The organism is Amycolatopsis sp. lyj-108 (assembly GCF_046549005.1).
Lineage (GTDB): Bacteria > Actinomycetota > Actinomycetes > Mycobacteriales > Pseudonocardiaceae > Amycolatopsis.
In genome coordinates this window covers 758,022-772,704 of the sequence record NZ_JAJPWQ010000001.1, presented here as the reverse complement: position 1 = coordinate 772,704, position 14,683 = coordinate 758,022, and the positions used below count along the sequence as shown (strand labels likewise).

Genomic DNA, 14,683 nt, shown 5'->3' with positions numbered 1-14,683 from the left:
CGGCGCCTACTCCTTCTCCGGCACTTGCCGCCCGTCGACCCGCGCCTGATGTTCGGCCAACGCTACGTCAAGGTCCCGGACGTCGCCGTGGTCCCAGTCCCGTTCCCAGCCACCGAGCGACAACGTCCTCGCCAGCAGGCCGCCCGTGAAACCCCAGACGAAGAGCCCGCCGACGTCGAACGCGGGCCCCTTCCAGTCGTAGCCCTTGCGCGTCACCTGGAACCGGTTGGCCGGGTCGGCGAGTTCGGCGACCGGCACCCTGGCCACCGCCGCCGTCTCACCGGGATCGACGGCGTGCACGGGCGACGGTGTCCGCCAGTAGGCGAGCACCGGCGTCACGGCGAAGGCGGACACCGGCACGAACAGTTCCGGGAAGATCGCCACCGGCAGCACGCCGGCGGGTTCGACGCCGGTCTCCTCCTCGGCCTCGCGCAACGCGGTGCCGACCGGCCCGTCGTCGTCCGGCTCGGCTCCCCCGCCGGGGAAGGAGACCTGGCCCGCGTGCGAGCCGAGGGTGTCGGCGCGGCGCTGGAGCAGCACGTCCGGCCCCTGCGGGCCCTCGCCGAAGAGCATCAGGACGGACGCGGACCGGTAGCTCGCGTCCGGCGGCACGCTGAACCGGCTGAAGGTGGCCGTGTCGAGGTCCCCGCTGATCTTGACCAGCGGCTGCAACCAGGCGGGCACGGCGTCGGTGTCCACGAGGGGGCCGGTCATGGTTTCCCTTCCACAGCGGCGCGCATCTGGTCAGTGTTCAGGAAGACGCGTGGGTTCTCGATGAGCCTGACGTCGCCACCCGCCGTGACCAGGTACGTCGCGGGAAGGGAGGAAGGGACCTTTAGTGCCGTCCGCACCGGGCCCGACTGTCCGTCACCGTCGAACACCGACGGCAACCGGACACCCAGATCGCTCAGCATCGCCAGCCCGTCGGCCCCGGAGCTCGCGACCTGGACGAGGAGCACGCGGGCGGCGCCGGGCAGCGCGGCGTACTCCTGCAGCAACGGCAGTTCGGCGCGGCACGGCTCGCACCACGACGCCCACAGGTTGACCAGCACGGGACCGCCCGAGAGCACCTTGGCGAGGTCGACCCTGGAGCCGTCGCCGAGACATTCGACGTCGACGCCGCGCAGCTTCGCCACCTCGCCCGGCCCGGGCGGCGGGCAGGGAGCGAGCGCGGCCTTCGCACGGGCGGCCGTGAGATCCCCCGACGTCTTGGCGGGCTCCCGGCCGTCACGGGTGGTGAGCAACGCGACGATCAGGGCCACCACCAGCACGGCGGCGCCGAGAGCCAGTTTGGTGACCCTGGTCACCGGCGCGCCGCCAGGTCGAGGATGTGTTCGCGCTCTTCGCCCTTGACCAGCTTCGCGGCCTCTTCGAACTCCGTCGGGCCGGTTCCGTACGAGGGGCACATCTTGGCCAGCGGACAAGCGCCACAAGCAGGTTTGCGGGCGTGGCAGACGCGACGGCCGTGGAAGATCGTCCGGTGCGACAGGAGGGTCCACTCCTTGCGCGGGATCAGCTCGCCGACGGCGTGCTCGACCTTGACCGGGTCCTCCTCCTCGGTCCAGCCCCAGCGGCGGACCAGGCGGCCGAAATGGGTGTCGACGGTGATCCCGGGGACCCCGAAGGCGTCGCCGAGCACGACGTTGGCCGTCTTGCGGCCGACACCGGGCAACGTGACGAGGTCCTTCAGCTTGCCGGGCACTTCGCCGTCGTAGCGCTCCACCAGGGCGGCGCCCAGTCCCATCACCGAGTTCGCCTTGGCGCGGAAGAATCCCGTCGGCCGGAGGTACTCCTCGAGTTCGGCGCGATCGGCGCCGGCGTAGTCGGCGGCGGTCCGATAGCGCGCGAAGAGGGCGGGCGTGACCTGATTCACGCGGACGTCGGTGGTCTGTGCCGACAGCACGACCGCGACCAGCAGTTCGAGCGGGTTGGTGAAGTCAAGCTCACAGTGCGCGCCGGGGAACTCGTCGTCGAGGCAACGCTTCATCCGCCTGGCGCGTCTCACCAAGGCGAGCCGGCTTTCACCCGCACCCCCCGCACGGGGGGCATTGGTGGGGGCAGGAGGCACCCCGATAGCCTACGGGCGCCATCGGACGAGCCAGTGGGGAGCACCCGCCGGTCGACGGCCGACACGCCAGAACACCACCTCGGCGCTTCGATCGAGGACGCCATGAGCGAGGATCTGGAGTAATGCACAACTTTTCGGAATTCCCGGGGCAGGGCGCATGACCGTCTGGTTCGTCATCCTCGTTCCCTTGGTGATCATGTTCTTCGCGCTGTTCATGGAACGCGTGGAGACCCGGCTCAAGCACGTCGCGGTGCAGGAGAACGAAGTCGAGGAGTTCCTCGAGCAGGCACAGCCCAACGAGGTCAGGGCCCTTTACGGGCACGGCATCGGGCGCGCGCTCGAGCTCTTCCGGCTGCGCAGGCTCGGCGGGAAGGCGGCCAGGCTTCGCGCGCGACGCGTGCGGAGTTAGGCTCCACGTTCGAGCGAGATCGTTCCAGGCACGCGCGCACGTTCGGCGTGCCGACGAGCGATCTCGCGCGCACGACCTAGACTGACGCGAAAAGTGATCGACGACACGGTCCTCGGCAGATGAGGATCGACGTCGTATCTCGATGAGGAGGCACCCGAGGTGGACGAAACCCTGGCCCGAGCGGGCATTTTCCAGGGTGTTGAGCCGGCAGCCGCCGAGGCGCTGGCACAGACCTTGGAATCCGTGGAGTTCCCTCGCGGGCATGTCATCTTCAACGAGGGTGAACCCGGCGACAAGCTTTACATCATCCAGTCCGGCAAGGTGAAGATCGGCCGCAAGTCACCGGACGGCCGCGAGAACCTGCTGGGCATCTTCGGCCCGTCCGACATGTTCGGCGAGCTGTCCATTTTCGACCCCGGCCCGCGGACGTCCAGCGCGACGACCGTGACCGAGGTCCGCGCGGTGACGATGGACCGCCCGGCGCTGCGGCAGTGGATCTCCACCCGCCCGGAGATCGCCGAGCAGTTACTGCGCGTGGTCGCCCGCAGGCTGCGCCGGACGAACAACATGGTCGCCGAGCTGATCTTCACCGACGTCCCCGGACGCGTGGCGCGCGCGCTGCTGCAGCTCGCGCAGCGGTTCGGCAGCCAGGAAGCCGGTCTGCTGCGGGTCACCCACGACCTGACGCAGGAAGAGATCGCCCAGTACGTCGGCGCTTCGCGCGAGACCGTCAACAAGGCTCTCGCCGACTTCGCGCACCGTGGCTGGCTGCGGCTCGAGGGCAAGAGCGTCCTGATCCTGGACCCGGAGCGCTTGGCCCGCCGCGCCCGCTAGTCCCACCAGCACGCAATTCGGCACCTGCTTGCGGTACTTGCCACACGCAAGTACCGCAAGCAGGTGCCGAATTGCGTGTCCGGATACAACGAAGAGCCGGGCGCCACCCCCGACGTGGCGCACCGGCTCTTCGCTGTGCGCGGACCATCCCCCGACGATCCGCGCTCCCCGCCCTCCGGAACAAGGCCCCGACCCGTACGCCGGAGGGAGCTGGAGACTGTGTGGTTGTCGTACAACCATCCACGGCCATCGGCCGTGAACTCAAGTTCTTTCACTCTCAAGGACGCCATCTGCGTCGATTTGTTGCCCCGAATGACTCAGAATGGCCTGACTGTTACCCGATCGTGACGAACCGGGCGGTTCATCGCCCGAAGTACCCGAATCCGGTGGTGACCAAACTTACCGTCACAGAACTGGTACTCGCGTACCAAAGTAGTTCATACTGGTACGCGTGTCCCAGTCTGTGTCCGCCTCCGCCGAGAGCCACCGCACCACCCTCGCCGACTACCGAGCCGCGCTGACCGCGCCCGGATCCCGCGCGGCGGTGATCGCGTCCCTCCTCGCCCGCCTGCCGATCGCGATGATCGGCATCTCCGCGCTGCTCTACGTCCAGCGCGAGACGGGCTCGTTCGCCTCGGCCGGGCTGGTTTCGGCCGGGTCGCTGGTGGGTGTCTCGGTCGGCGCGGTCGTGCAGGGACGGCTCATCGACCGCTTCGGGCCGACACGGCCGCTGCTGACCACCACGGTGTTCTTCGCCCTGGCGATGACCGGGCTGGTGTTCGCGATCGAGGCGCACGCGCCGACCCTCGTGCTGGTCCCGCTCGCCTTCGGCACCGGGATCACGGAACCGATGGTCGGCTCGGCCTCCCGGGCGCTGTGGACACGGCTGCTGCCCGCCGGGCCGACGCGGAACGCCGCGTTCTCGTACGAGGCGATCAGCATGGAGGTCTTCTTCATCCTCGGCCCCGGATTCGCCGGGCTGCTGATCGCCGCGCCGTGGGCGGGCACCGGCATCGTGACCGGCTCGCTGACGATGATCGCGGGCGCGGTGCTGTTCGCGCTGAGCCCGACCGTGCGGGCATGGGGGCCGTCGCCGTCTTCGGGCGGCAAACTGCTCGGCGCGCTGGCCAGCCCCGGCATGCGCACGCTCGCGATCGCCGCGCTGGGCTTCGGCGCCGTGATCGGCTTCGTCGAGGTCGCCGTCCCGGCGGCCGCCGCCGAAGCGGGGAACACCTCCATCGGCGGGCTGCTGCTCTCGGCCTGGTCGGTCAGCTCGGTCGCGTTCGGCGTCGCGTACAGCCTGCGACCGTGGCCGCGTCAGATGGGCCTGCGGCTGCCGGTGCTGCTGGCGGGCTTCGGCGCTTTGGTGGCGCTGCTCGCGCTGCCCGGTTCACTCTGGGGCCTCGCGCTCGCCATGCTCGCCGCGGGTGCGCTCATCACGCCGCAGTCGACGACGCACTCGGCGGCCATCGAGATCGCCGCGCCGAAGGGCACGGCGGCCGAGGCGTTCGGCTGGGTGCTCACCGCGGTGACCCTCGGCCTGGCGTTCGGGCAGTCGATCAGCGGTTACCTCGTCGAGCACGCCGGGCACGAAGCGGCGTTCCTCGCCGCCGGCGCCGTCGGGTTCGCGCTCGCCGCGGTGGTGTGGCTGATGCGCGGCAGCTTCCGCCCGCGGCCTTCCGGTCCCGTCGCCGAAGCCCCCGAACTTGTCGGTGCCGCCCGCTAACTTGCGGGCATGGACCTGACTGCCGACACCCGCTCCCTCTCGTCCGCCGTTTCCGCCGCCGCACGGTTGCTGTCGGCCCGCTCCGGTCTGCTCCTGCGCGCCGGACGGGAAGGCCTGACCGTCGGCGGCAGCGACAGCGAACGAGCGGTCCGCCTGACCAGCGACGCCATGGTCCACACCGATGGCGAGGTCCTCGTCCCGGCCGGGCCGCTCGCGGAGACGCTGCGGATGCTCGACGGCGATTTGGTGCGCCTGGTCGTCGAGGGAGCACGGCTGGCCGTGCGCGTGGAAGGCGGCCGGTTCGCGCTTCCGTTGCTGAGCCGCGAACTGAACCTCCCGGACATGCCGCCGAAGGTGTCCGAAGTGGACGGTCACGCGCTGGTGACCGCGTTGCGCACGGTCGCGGGCACGGCCGCCAAGGACGACGCGCTGCCGATGTTCACCGGCGTCCGCGTGCAGAGCTTCAGCCGTGAGCTGCGGCTGACGGCGTCCGACCGGTACCGGATGGCCGTCGCCACCCTCCCTTTGCGTTCCGAGGGCGAGCCGATCGACGCGCTCGTCCCGGCGGGCCTCCTGGCCGAGACGGCGAAGCAGGCTCGCGGCATCGTCGGCCTGCACGGCGACAGGACCCGGTTCGGGCTGAGCTGGGCCGGAGTCACCGTCACCACCGCCGTCCTCGACGCGGGATTCCTGTCGGAGAAGCTGATCGAGTCGTCCACTGTGGACACGACGGTCGAGGTCGCCGCCGACGCGCTGGCCGCCGCCGTACGCCGGGTGGGCGTCTACGCGGACGAGCGCCGGGTACTGACGCTGGAGGTCGGCGACTCGCAGCTGCGGCTCGCCAGTTCGAAGCAGGACACCGGCGAGGCCGAGGAGACCTTGAAGGCCGAGGTTTCGGGCGGCCGGACGTCGCCCTCGTTCCAGGCGCGCTACCTGCTGGACGCGCTGCAGGGTTTCGCCGGGGAGCGGGTGCGGCTCGACATCCAGCCCGGCATGCGGGCCTGCGTCATCCGCGCGGTGGAGCCGGGCGATGTGGAGCTGACGTATTACGTGATGCCCATGCTGCCGCGCTGACGCCTGCACTCTACCGTCCACAAAGGACTTACCGGTGCGAAGGCGGGTTGCGAAAGCGGCTTTCGCAACGTGGTGATGGCGGCGTAGACGTGCCAAGGAGCGCAACGGCCGCCCTCCCGCGGATGTCGCGAAAGCCACTTTCGCGACGCCTGACGTCCCCAAGGTGGCTTTCGCGACACCACCTCGGCACTGAATCGCGACGCAGTCACCACCCTGCCGAACGCTATGAAAGGTCCTTTCCTTGCAAAATTTGCAAGGAAAGGACCTTTCATGGCATTCGGCGAGTCAGGCGGAAGCAGCCTTCACAGCGGCCTCGATCTCACCGAACGAAGGGTTCACCATCGCCTTCGAGCCCACGAAGACCGTCGGCACGACCTCGTTCCCGTTCGCCACCGAACGCACCCGCGCGGCCGCGTCCGGGTCCTCCCAGATGTTGACCCGCTTCACGGTGAAGCCGCTCTTCGACAGCGGCCGCTCCAGCGCGGCGCAGAACCCGCATCCGGGGCGCCAGTAGAACTCGACCTCGACGTCACTCATTCGCCGTCCTCCGACCTCAGGTAGTCCAACTGTGCCTGCACACTCCACTCCGCGGGCGCCCACAGAGCCTTGTCGACATCGGCGTAGACGACCTCGACGACCTGACGCGGGGTGGCATCCGCGCCGAGCGTCTCCAAGGCCGAACGCACCTGGTCGAGCCGTTCTTCCCGATGCGCCAGGTATTCGCGCGCGGTCGCGGCCAGATCGGGCAGTTCCGGGCCGTGGCCCGGCAGGCCGATGGTGCCGCCGGGCAGCTCGATGAGTTTCCGCAGCGAGCGCAGGTAGTCGCCGAGGTCGTGCAGCACGGTGGTGCCGCGGCCGAGGATGGTGTCACCGGTGAGGATCTGCCCGTCGGACACCAGGCAGATCGAGTCACCGGTGTGCCCTGGCGTGTGCAGCACCGACAGCCGGACGCCGCCCGCCTCGATCACTTCACCGTCCACAAGGGACTTCCCCCCGACGCAGAGCGACTCGTCGAAGGCCCGCACCGGCGCGCCGACGCGGTCGGCGAACCAGGGCGCGCCCTCGGCGTGGTCGGGGTGGTGGTGGGTCAGGACGATCAGCTCGACGGCGCCGGTCTCCGCCAGCAGGCTCAGGTGCTCGACGTCCTCGTGGCCGGGGTCGACGACCACGGAACCGGACGCGCCGGAGCCGCGCAGCACCCAGGAGTTGGTGCCCTCCAACGTCATCGAAGACGGATTGTGCTCCAGCAGCACGGAAGCCGTCGGCGTCACCTGGCGCAGCACGCCGTACGCGGGGGCGCTCACGCCGGGTCCAGGATGACGCGGACCTTGTCGCCGTCGCGCACCAGCGTCGGCATGATCTTCGAGATCTCGCGTTCGACGGCACGCGCCGCGGCCGCCGACTCGAACTCGGCCAGTTCCGCGAGGGTGATCCAGGTCGGGGGCATGAGCATGCGGCGCCCTTCCTTGGCGTCGGCGATGGCTTCCTCGGGCCGCTGCCAGCCGGAACTGACGGCCTCGGAGGTGGCGCCGTCCGCCTGCTGTCCCTCAGGCAGTTCGGCGACGAAGAAGCAGGTGTCGTAGCGGCGCGGTTCCTGCGGCGGGGTGACCCAGTTCGCCCACGGGCGCAGGAGATCCGCGCGCAGCGTCAGGCCGTTCGCTTCGAGGAACGCGGCGAGCGAGAGCTCGCGGGAGACCAGCTTTTCGCGGGCGTCGTGGTACCGCGTCGCATCGGCGACGACGGAGTCCCCGAGGCTCGCGAGCAGCACTCCCGACTCCTCGAACGTCTCCCGCACGGCCGCGCACACGAGGGCGCGGGCCAGCGATTCGTCGCAACCGAAGCGTTCCGCCCACCAAGCGGGCCCGGGGCCCGCCCAGCTCACCGAGGTGTCGACGTCGCGGGAATCCACGCCACCGCCGGGGAAGACGGTCATCCCGCCGGCGAATGGCATGCCCTTCACCCGATGCTGCAGGAAGACCTCGACGCCATCGGCGCCGTCGCGGAGGAGGATCACGGTCGCCGCGTCCTTGGGCGTCACCGGCTCGCCGTCGGCGTTGGCCCGGGTGCCCACCCCGGCCCCCACCGGGATGTCGAATGTCAGTTCTTCAGCCACACCAGCAACCTAACATCGCAATTCGGCACCTGGTTGCGATCGTTGCGCGTGCAACGATCGCAACCAGGTGCCGAATTGCGTGGGACTTGCTACGACCAGCTAGAGCCGCTGCTGCGCGAAGCGCCGTTCAGCCGGATCTTCGCCGCTTCGGCGCGCTCCCGTTCGGCGAGCTCGGCGTGCAGCTCGCGCAGGAGAGCGCGGTCGCGCTCGCTCAGGCTGGGGTCGTCGAGGTCGAGAGCCGGCAGTTCGACGACCTCGTGCATGCTCGGCTTGCCCGTGGCGATCTCGCGGCCCTTTTCCGGGTCCTCCTTGAGCGCCTGGCGCAGCTGCGCCACTTCGGCCGGGGTCAGGTCGGCCGTGCGCTCGGCGCGGGTCTCCGCCCGCGATTTGCGCGGCGGCGCCGTCTCCGGAGCAGGCGTCGCCGGTGCGGGCGCCTGCACGATCGGCACCACCGGCGCGATCGGCTCGACCGGTTCGTGCGTGCTGCTGCTGACCGGCCGCAGCCCGTGCCTGCTCGGCTGCTCCTTGACCGGCTCGGGAGCCGGGGCGGGAGCGGGCGGCGGAGTCACCGGCTCGGACCGAAAGTCACTGGAATGGGTACTCCCGGTGACCCAGACAGGACTCGCGGCCGACGAAGCGGCCTGGTGGTACGCGGACCGCGCGACGCCGGGTCCCGCGACCTCGACGACCGACCGGATGCCCGCGCGGCGAAGCGCGGTGTCCACGCGGAACGCGACCGCCGGCGGGTTGCCCTCCGGGCCGATCTCGACCAGGACGACCCGCTGCGGCAACGCACCGGGCACGCTGCCGGCGGGCGTGTTCCGCCACACCGCGTGCACCGACCGGACGTCCGGCAGCACCTGCAGGGTGCGGTCGAGCGCCTCGGCGAGGCCGAATTCGGGCTGGTTCTCGCCGGTGAACCGGTGGGTGAGCACCGGCTCGTCCTCCTCGACGACCAGCAGGTCGTTCGCCAAGGTGGCGTCGGATCGGCTCATCTCGAGGACGAGGGCGAGTTCACGTTGTTCGGACGAGCTCACCGGGATCTTCCCCGCGATCAGGGTGCCGGTGGTGAGCTCCACCGCTTCGTCGATGTGCGCACGCGCGATCAGCTCACGCGCTTCGGTCAAAGCACTGTCGTCGATACGACCCGCCAAGGCCAGTAACAGGTTGTGCAGGCGCAGGGGCACCGAGAACCCGTCCATGGGCGGGCCGTCGTGGACCTCCACCATTGCTCTGCTCCCTCCCGGCTCGCCTGGTGGAGCGAGCGTTAAGCGGCGACCAGCCGACTTCCGGTGTCCACCGCACCCACACAGACGAGCTCGGAGTTGGCGAGCGCGGTGCGGTGATAGCCGGTGAGGTCGATGCTCGGCGGCAGAACCTCGACGCCGGGCTCCTCGTCACCCAGCACGCGCAGGACGCGCTGCAGTTCACCGGTCAGCCTCGGCAGCCCGTTCAGCGCCGTGACCAGGAGGACTCGTTTCGCCCCACCCTCGCCGACCACACCGAGGTGTCGCCAGCTTTGCCGCACTTCACCCACATCCGGCCGTCCCCGCAACGTCGCGTGGATCAATACGGACACAGAGTCGACGGAGTTCACCCATTCGGGCGCACTCTGCGTGAATGTGTACCTGGTCTCGGTGACGTCGTCTACCCCCAGGGTGGAACTCACCTGATGCCAGTCGGCCCCGTGAGGAATGAGCCCGGCGACTAGCAGGCGATATTCGGTTTGATCGAGGTCGATCCTGTGCTTAAGCAAAGACCTCGGCAGGGTCCGCGCGAGCGTCCCCATCGCGCCTTCGCCCAGCCAGTCACGGAACCGCCACAGGAGCTGGTCCGGCAGCCGTCCGGCCAGCCGGAGCAGGAGCTCGTGCGAGGACTTCTCGATGTCCGGGTCCATCACTTCACCTCCACGATCAGTTCGATCTCGACCGGCGCCCCGATCGGCAGCTCGGCGACGCCGACGGCCGAACGGGCGTGGATGCCCGCCTCGCCGAAGATCTCGCCGAGCAGCTCGGACGCCCCGTTGATCACCGCGGGCTGGCCGGTGAAGCCCTCCGCGGACGCCACGAACCCGACGACCTTGACCACCCGGACCACGTTGTCGATCCCGACGACGGAGTCGACCGCGGCGAGGGCGTTCAGGATCGACGTCCGCGCGTACTGCTTCGCCTCTTCGGGACTGACCTCGGCGCCGACCTTGCCGGTCGCTTCGAGCTCGCCCTTGACGAAGGGCAGCTGCCCGGCCGTGTAGACGTGCGAACCGGTTCGGACGGCGGGCACGTAGGCCGCCAGCGGCGCGGCGACGGCCGGCAGTTCGATACCGAGCTCGGCGAGTCGATCGCTCCAGGTCATGGCTTCAATCCCTCAGTTCTTGGCTCGTTTGAGGTAGGCGACGTGCTGCTCGCCGGTCGGGTTCGGGAGCACGGTGACGAGCTCCCAGCCGTCCTCGCCCCACTGGTCGAGGATCTGCTTGGTGGCGTGGATCAACAGGGGGACGGTCGCGTACTCCCACTTGGTGGCGCTCATGCCCGGGAGCGTAGCCAAACCGGCAAGGGCGCCCGACACACATGCGGAAAACCCTCTCGCGACCGGTTCGCCGATTTCCCGCCGATGTGGTTCACTTCACACCTACTCGGGAGTAGATAGGACGCCGACATGCGGACGACGAAGTCCCTCGCCGCCACTTTCCTGGCCGCGGCCCTTGCCCTGATCTGCGCTTCACCGGCCATCGCGGAGGAGGAACTCCCCGTCCCGTGGACGCTCGCCGCGGCGCTGCCCGCACAGGCCGCGAATCCCGGCGGCCCGCCACCCGGCGCGAACGACTTCGACTGCCGTCCCAGCGCGGCCCATCCGAATCCGGTGGTGCTCACCCACGGTCTCAGCGCCAACCAGACGGTGAACTGGCAGACGTTCGGGCCGCTGCTCAAGAACAAGGGGTACTGCGTCTTCTCCTTGACCTACGGCGTTCCCGGGAAACCGCTGCCGATCTACCAGCCCGGCGGGCTCCTGCCGATGGAGCAGAGCGCGAAGGAACTTTCGGCGTTCGTCGACAAGGTGCTCGGCGCGACCGGGGCGTCCAAGGTGGACCTCCTCGGACATTCCGAGGGAACGCTGATGCCTTCCTATTACGTGAAGTTCCTCGGCGGAGCGTCCAAAGTGGACAAGTACGTCAGCCTGACCCCGCTCTGGGAGGGCACGACCCTGTTCGGCGCCTCGCATCTGTACGCGCTCGCCGGCGCGCTGGGACTCGCGACCGGGTTCAACGGCATCCTCGACCCGTTGTGCGGCTCTTGCCGCCAGTTCCTGCGCGGTTCGGAGTTCCTCACGAACCTGCGGTCGGGCAACGGCGTCTTCCAGCCGGGTGTGACCTACACGAACATCATGACCCGCTACGACGAGGCCGTCGTCCCGTACACGAGCGGCATGGGCAAGGGCCCGAACGTGAAGAACATCGTCCTGCAGGACAGCTGCCTGCTGGACCTGGCCGAGCACGCCGGCGTCGCCGCCGACCGCAACGCCGCCGGGCACGTCCTCAACGCGCTGGACCCGGCGCACGCGAAACCGGTCCCCTGCGTTCCCGCCACCCCCATCGGGAGCTGAAGGACCCAATCACGCGTATGACGGCGCTACGGTGGGCCCGTGGAGACCTGGCGTGTGGTCGCGACCGTCCTGCTCGCCGCGGCCGGGCTGCCGCTGGTGCTGGTCCTGATGGCGAAGGCACGGGACCGCACGGACAGCTCGGCGACGGTCGCGATCACCGGCGCGGTGGCCTTCGTGGTCCTCCTGCTGCTCGGTGTGGTGATGCTCACGGTGCTGCCCGCGGTCCTGACCTGGGCCATCGTCGGATTGGTCGCGGCTGCGCTCGGCGTCATGATGCTGGCGAGCTGATCGCTCAATTAGGGTGGGACCGGTGAGCACATCCCTTGCCGGCTGGACCGACGAACTCGCGAGAGCCAGGCTGCATTTCGTCACCGGTAAGGGCGGGACGGGCAAGACGACGCTCGCCGCCTCGCTGGGCCTCGCCCTCGCCAAGGGCGGGCGCCGCGTGCTGCTGATCGAGGTCGAAGGCCGCCAGGGCATCGCCCAGCTCTTCGACACCGAGCCGCTGCCGTACGCCGAGCAACGCATCGCGGCCGTCCCCGGCGGCGGGGAGCTGCGCGCCCTGCACATCGACGTCGAGGCCGCCCTCCTCGAGTACTTCGAGATGTTCTACAACCTCGGTTTCGCGGGGCGGACGCTGCGGCGGATGGGCGCGATCGAGTTCGCGACCACGCTCGCGCCGGGTCTGCGTGACGTCCTGCTCACCGGGAAGATCAAGGAATGCGTCGGCCGCACCGAATCGGACGGCCGCCACACCTATGACGCCGTCGTCGTCGACTCGCCGCCCACCGGCCGGGTCGTGAAGTTCCTCGACGTCACCAAGGCGCTGACCGACCTCGCCAAGACCGGCCCGATCCGCGGCCAGGCCGACGGCGTCGTCCGGCTGCTGCACTCCGGCGAGACCGCCATCCACCTGGTGACACTGCTGGAAGAGATGCCCGTCCGGGAGACCGTCGAAGCGGTCGCCGAACTCGACGGCGCGGATCTGCGCCCCGGCGCGGTGCTGGTCAACCGGGTCCGCCCGCCGCGGCTGCCCGCCCGTTCGGTGACCGCCGCCGCGGACGGCCGCGTCGACGCCTCGCGTGTCCGCGCCGGGCTCGCGTCGGCCGGGCTGAACCTGCCCGACAGCACCCTCGACGCGCTGGTCGAGGAGACCGTCGAGCACGCCGTGCGGGTCGCGGCCGAACAACGCGCCCGCGAGCAACTGGCCGAAGCCGATCTGCCGGGCCTCGAACTGCCGGACCTGACCGACGGGGTCGACGTCGCTGCGCTCTACGACCTCGCCGAGGCGCTGACCGAGCAGGGGGTGCGCTGATGTCGGACGTCCTGGAGATCGACAAGCTCATCGACGATCCGGAGAGCCGGGTCATCGTGTGCTGCGGATCCGGCGGGGTCGGCAAGACGACCACCGCGGCGGCGCTGGCGTTGCGCGCGGCCGAACGCGGACGGCAGACGGTGGTGCTCACCATCGACCCGGCCCGGCGGCTGGCGCAGGCGCTCGGCCTGCGCGAACTGGGCAATCACCCGAAGCAGGTGCAGGTCGAGGGCTTCGAGCCCAAGGGTGAACTCTGGGCGATGATGCTCGACATGCGCCGCACCTTCGACGACATGGTGCGCGTGCACGCCGGCCCGGAACGCGCCGAGCAGCTGCTGCAGAACCCCTTCTACCAGACCATTTCCACGTCTTTCTCCGGCACGCAGGAGTACATGGCGATGGAGAAGCTCGGGCAGCTCGCGGCCACCGACGAGTGGGATCTGATCATCGTCGACACGCCGCCGAGCCGGTCCGCGCTGGACTTCCTCGACGCGCCGACACGGCTTTCCAGCGCGCTCGACGGCCGGATGATCCGGCTGCTCACCGGGCCCGCGAAGGCCGGCGGCTGGGGCCTGCGCAAGGTCGTCAACGCCGGGTTCTCGATGTTCGCGAAGGCCGTCTCGACCATCATCGGCGGCCAGCTGCTGACCGACGCTTCGGCGTTCATGCAGGCCTTCGACAGCATGTTCGGCGGCTTCCGCGAACGCGCGCGCAAGACCTCCGAACTGCTGCGGTCCGGCGGCACGTCGTTCCTGGTGGTGGCCGCGCCGGAGCCGGACGCGCTGCGCGAGGCGTCCTACTTCGTGGAGCGGCTCTCGGAAGAGAGCATGCCGCTGGCCGGGCTGGTCGCGAACCGGACGCATCCGGTGCTGGCCCCGCTGTCCGGCGCGGAGGCCATCGCGGCCGCCGAGCAGCTCGCGAAGGGCGAGGCCGGCGCGCCGCTGGCCGAAGCCGTCCTTCGCCTGCACGCGGACCGTGTCGCGCTGGCCGATCGAGAGACGCGGCTGCTCGCCAGGTTCACGCGGGCGCATCCCGAGGTCCCGCTGGTGCGGGTGCCCGCGCTCCCCAGTGACGTGCACGATCTCGAAGGCCTGCGCGACATCGGCGTTCGCCTCGCCACCCAGTCCTGAGTTTCCGTGAAGGACCTCTTCCCTACCTTGGACTCAGGGAAGAGGTCCTTGACGGAATCATGATCACGAGACTCGGACGCGTACGTCTTCCTCTTCGTCGATCCCGGTGAAACTGCGCTTCGCCGCTTCAAGCAGGTCTGCCCAGCTGGTCACGTCCGGCCGCCGCCGCAGCAGCGCCCGCCGTTCCCGTTCGGTCATACCTCCCCAGATGCCGAAGTTGATCCGGCCATCGAGCGCCTCGGCGAGGCATTCCGTCCTGACCGGGCAACCGAGGCAGACCGCCTTGGCCCGGTTCTGTTCCGCCCCCCGGACGAACAAGCCGTCCGGATCGGTGTCGCGGCACGACGCATTGACTCGCCAGCTCGACTGGTTGGTTTCCATACCCCCAGCTCCCTACCCTGGTGTTCGACACAC

General features: G+C 69.8%; 19 protein-coding genes. 8 read left to right on the top strand and 11 right to left on the bottom strand.

The window, feature by feature from the left end; translation table 11 throughout:
- Positions 1-6 precede the first annotated feature (6 nt).
- Genes ACLJO0_RS03830 through nth form a run of 3 tightly spaced genes read right to left on the bottom strand, consistent with a single transcriptional unit; the run spans position 7 to position 1,987 of the window.
- Positions 7-714, bottom strand: coding sequence for an NUDIX hydrolase (locus ACLJO0_RS03830; RefSeq protein ID WP_410576554.1), 708 nt, complete (start codon positions 712-714; stop codon positions 7-9).
- Positions 711-1,307, bottom strand: coding sequence for a TlpA family protein disulfide reductase (locus ACLJO0_RS03825; protein ID WP_410576553.1), 597 nt, complete (start codon positions 1,305-1,307; stop codon positions 711-713). Before ACLJO0_RS03825 ends, ACLJO0_RS03830 begins: the two co-directional genes overlap by 4 nt.
- Complete coding sequence (gene nth, locus ACLJO0_RS03820; protein WP_410576964.1) at positions 1,304-1,987, bottom strand: endonuclease III; 684 nt, start codon at positions 1,985-1,987, stop codon at positions 1,304-1,306. The genes ACLJO0_RS03825 and nth overlap by 4 nt, the downstream gene beginning before the upstream one ends.
- A gap of 238 nt (positions 1,988-2,225) precedes the next feature.
- Here nth and ACLJO0_RS03815 point away from each other — a divergent pair, with 238 nt between their 5' ends.
- The 4 genes from ACLJO0_RS03815 (at position 2,226) to dnaN (ending at position 6,111) form a co-directional block, all read left to right on the top strand.
- Positions 2,226-2,477 carry a hypothetical protein gene (locus tag ACLJO0_RS03815; protein ID WP_005166943.1) on the top strand — a complete coding sequence of 84 codons (252 nt, stop codon included), beginning with the start codon at positions 2,226-2,228 and terminating at the stop codon, positions 2,475-2,477.
- 159 nt (positions 2,478-2,636) lie between these two features.
- Complete coding sequence (locus ACLJO0_RS03810; protein ID WP_003081747.1) at positions 2,637-3,311, top strand: Crp/Fnr family transcriptional regulator; 675 nt, start codon at positions 2,637-2,639, stop codon at positions 3,309-3,311.
- Positions 3,312-3,774: 463 nt separating this feature from the next.
- A complete protein-coding gene (locus tag ACLJO0_RS03805; protein ID WP_410576963.1) occupies positions 3,775-5,037 on the top strand; it encodes an MFS transporter in 1,263 nt (420 codons plus the stop codon).
- Between the two features lie 9 nt (positions 5,038-5,046).
- The gene (dnaN, locus tag ACLJO0_RS03800; RefSeq protein WP_410576552.1) at positions 5,047-6,111 is read left to right on the top strand and encodes a DNA polymerase III subunit beta; all 1,065 of its coding nucleotides are present in this window, start codon (positions 5,047-5,049) and stop codon (positions 6,109-6,111) included.
- 285 nt (positions 6,112-6,396) lie between these two features.
- Here dnaN and ACLJO0_RS03795 read toward each other — a convergent pair whose 3' ends face one another.
- The 7 genes from ACLJO0_RS03795 to ACLJO0_RS03765 all read right to left on the bottom strand — a co-directional run bounded on the left by ACLJO0_RS03795 (position 6,397) and on the right by ACLJO0_RS03765 (position 10,750).
- Positions 6,397-6,648, bottom strand: a complete 252-nt coding sequence (locus tag ACLJO0_RS03795) for a glutaredoxin family protein (protein ID WP_125779656.1) — start codon at positions 6,646-6,648, stop codon at positions 6,397-6,399.
- Entirely contained in the window at positions 6,645-7,415 is a 771-nt protein-coding gene (locus ACLJO0_RS03790) for an MBL fold metallo-hydrolase (RefSeq protein WP_410576551.1), read from the bottom strand. Before ACLJO0_RS03790 ends, ACLJO0_RS03795 begins: the two co-directional genes overlap by 4 nt.
- Positions 7,412-8,224, bottom strand: a complete 813-nt coding sequence (locus ACLJO0_RS03785) for an NUDIX hydrolase (RefSeq protein ID WP_410576550.1) — start codon at positions 8,222-8,224, stop codon at positions 7,412-7,414. The genes ACLJO0_RS03790 and ACLJO0_RS03785 overlap by 4 nt, the downstream gene beginning before the upstream one ends.
- 89 nt (positions 8,225-8,313) lie before the next feature.
- Positions 8,314-9,453: a hypothetical protein gene (locus ACLJO0_RS03780; RefSeq protein ID WP_410576549.1), complete on the bottom strand. Its 1,140-nt coding sequence runs from the start codon at positions 9,451-9,453 to the stop codon at positions 8,314-8,316.
- A gap of 38 nt (positions 9,454-9,491) precedes the next feature.
- Positions 9,492-10,121 (bottom strand): hypothetical protein, encoded by a 630-nt coding sequence (locus ACLJO0_RS03775; protein ID WP_037318589.1) that lies wholly within the window; start codon positions 10,119-10,121, stop codon positions 9,492-9,494.
- Positions 10,121-10,576 carry a RidA family protein gene (locus tag ACLJO0_RS03770; RefSeq protein ID WP_034314703.1) on the bottom strand — a complete coding sequence of 152 codons (456 nt, stop codon included), beginning with the start codon at positions 10,574-10,576 and terminating at the stop codon, positions 10,121-10,123. Before ACLJO0_RS03770 ends, ACLJO0_RS03775 begins: the two co-directional genes overlap by 1 nt.
- A 12-nt stretch (positions 10,577-10,588) precedes the next feature.
- Positions 10,589-10,750: a DUF4177 domain-containing protein gene (locus ACLJO0_RS03765; protein WP_005166970.1), complete on the bottom strand. Its 162-nt coding sequence runs from the start codon at positions 10,748-10,750 to the stop codon at positions 10,589-10,591.
- A gap of 129 nt (positions 10,751-10,879) precedes the next feature.
- Here ACLJO0_RS03765 and ACLJO0_RS03760 point away from each other — a divergent pair, with 129 nt between their 5' ends.
- The 4 genes from ACLJO0_RS03760 to ACLJO0_RS03745 are packed head-to-tail and all read left to right on the top strand — an operon-like array spanning position 10,880 to position 14,269.
- Entirely contained in the window at positions 10,880-11,824 is a 945-nt protein-coding gene (locus tag ACLJO0_RS03760) for an esterase/lipase family protein (protein WP_410576548.1), read from the top strand.
- Positions 11,825-11,863: 39 nt separating this feature from the next.
- Entirely contained in the window at positions 11,864-12,112 is a 249-nt protein-coding gene (locus ACLJO0_RS03755; protein WP_125791117.1) for a hypothetical protein, read from the top strand.
- A 22-nt stretch (positions 12,113-12,134) separates the two neighbouring features.
- Complete coding sequence (locus ACLJO0_RS03750) at positions 12,135-13,139, top strand: ArsA-related P-loop ATPase (protein WP_125791116.1); 1,005 nt, start codon at positions 12,135-12,137, stop codon at positions 13,137-13,139.
- Entirely contained in the window at positions 13,139-14,269 is a 1,131-nt protein-coding gene (locus ACLJO0_RS03745; protein ID WP_125779671.1) for an ArsA family ATPase, read from the top strand. The genes ACLJO0_RS03750 and ACLJO0_RS03745 overlap by 1 nt, the downstream gene beginning before the upstream one ends.
- 63 nt (positions 14,270-14,332) lie before the next feature.
- On the opposite strand, the gene ACLJO0_RS03740 is transcribed toward ACLJO0_RS03745, so the two are convergent.
- Positions 14,333-14,650 carry a WhiB family transcriptional regulator gene (locus tag ACLJO0_RS03740; protein WP_020632155.1) on the bottom strand — a complete coding sequence of 106 codons (318 nt, stop codon included), beginning with the start codon at positions 14,648-14,650 and terminating at the stop codon, positions 14,333-14,335.
- Between the last annotated feature and the right edge of the window lie 33 nt (positions 14,651-14,683).

Bases quoted from the DNA above. Each gene is read 5' to 3' on its own strand.
- dnaN (WP_410576552.1), top strand. From the start codon at position 5,047: ATGGACCTGACTGCCGACACCCGCTCCCTCTCGTCCGCCGTTTCCGCC.
- ACLJO0_RS03795 (WP_125779656.1), bottom strand. From the start codon at position 6,648: ATGAGTGACGTCGAGGTCGAGTTCTACTGGCGCCCCGGATGCGGGTTC.
- ACLJO0_RS03775 (WP_037318589.1), bottom strand. From the start codon at position 10,121: ATGGACCCGGACATCGAGAAGTCCTCGCACGAGCTCCTGCTCCGGCTG.
- ACLJO0_RS03745 (WP_125779671.1), top strand. From the start codon at position 13,139: ATGTCGGACGTCCTGGAGATCGACAAGCTCATCGACGATCCGGAGAGC.
- ACLJO0_RS03770 (WP_034314703.1), bottom strand. From the start codon at position 10,576: ATGACCTGGAGCGATCGACTCGCCGAGCTCGGTATCGAACTGCCGGCC.
- nth (WP_410576964.1), bottom strand. From the start codon at position 1,987: ATGAAGCGTTGCCTCGACGACGAGTTCCCCGGCGCGCACTGTGAGCTT.
- ACLJO0_RS03760 (WP_410576548.1), top strand. From the start codon at position 10,880: ATGCGGACGACGAAGTCCCTCGCCGCCACTTTCCTGGCCGCGGCCCTT.
- ACLJO0_RS03830 (WP_410576554.1), bottom strand. From the start codon at position 714: ATGACCGGCCCCCTCGTGGACACCGACGCCGTGCCCGCCTGGTTGCAG.
- ACLJO0_RS03765 (WP_005166970.1), bottom strand. From the start codon at position 10,750: ATGAGCGCCACCAAGTGGGAGTACGCGACCGTCCCCCTGTTGATCCAC.
- ACLJO0_RS03780 (WP_410576549.1), bottom strand. From the start codon at position 9,453: ATGGTGGAGGTCCACGACGGCCCGCCCATGGACGGGTTCTCGGTGCCC.
- ACLJO0_RS03815 (WP_005166943.1), top strand. From the start codon at position 2,226: ATGACCGTCTGGTTCGTCATCCTCGTTCCCTTGGTGATCATGTTCTTC.
- ACLJO0_RS03740 (WP_020632155.1), bottom strand. From the start codon at position 14,650: ATGGAAACCAACCAGTCGAGCTGGCGAGTCAATGCGTCGTGCCGCGAC.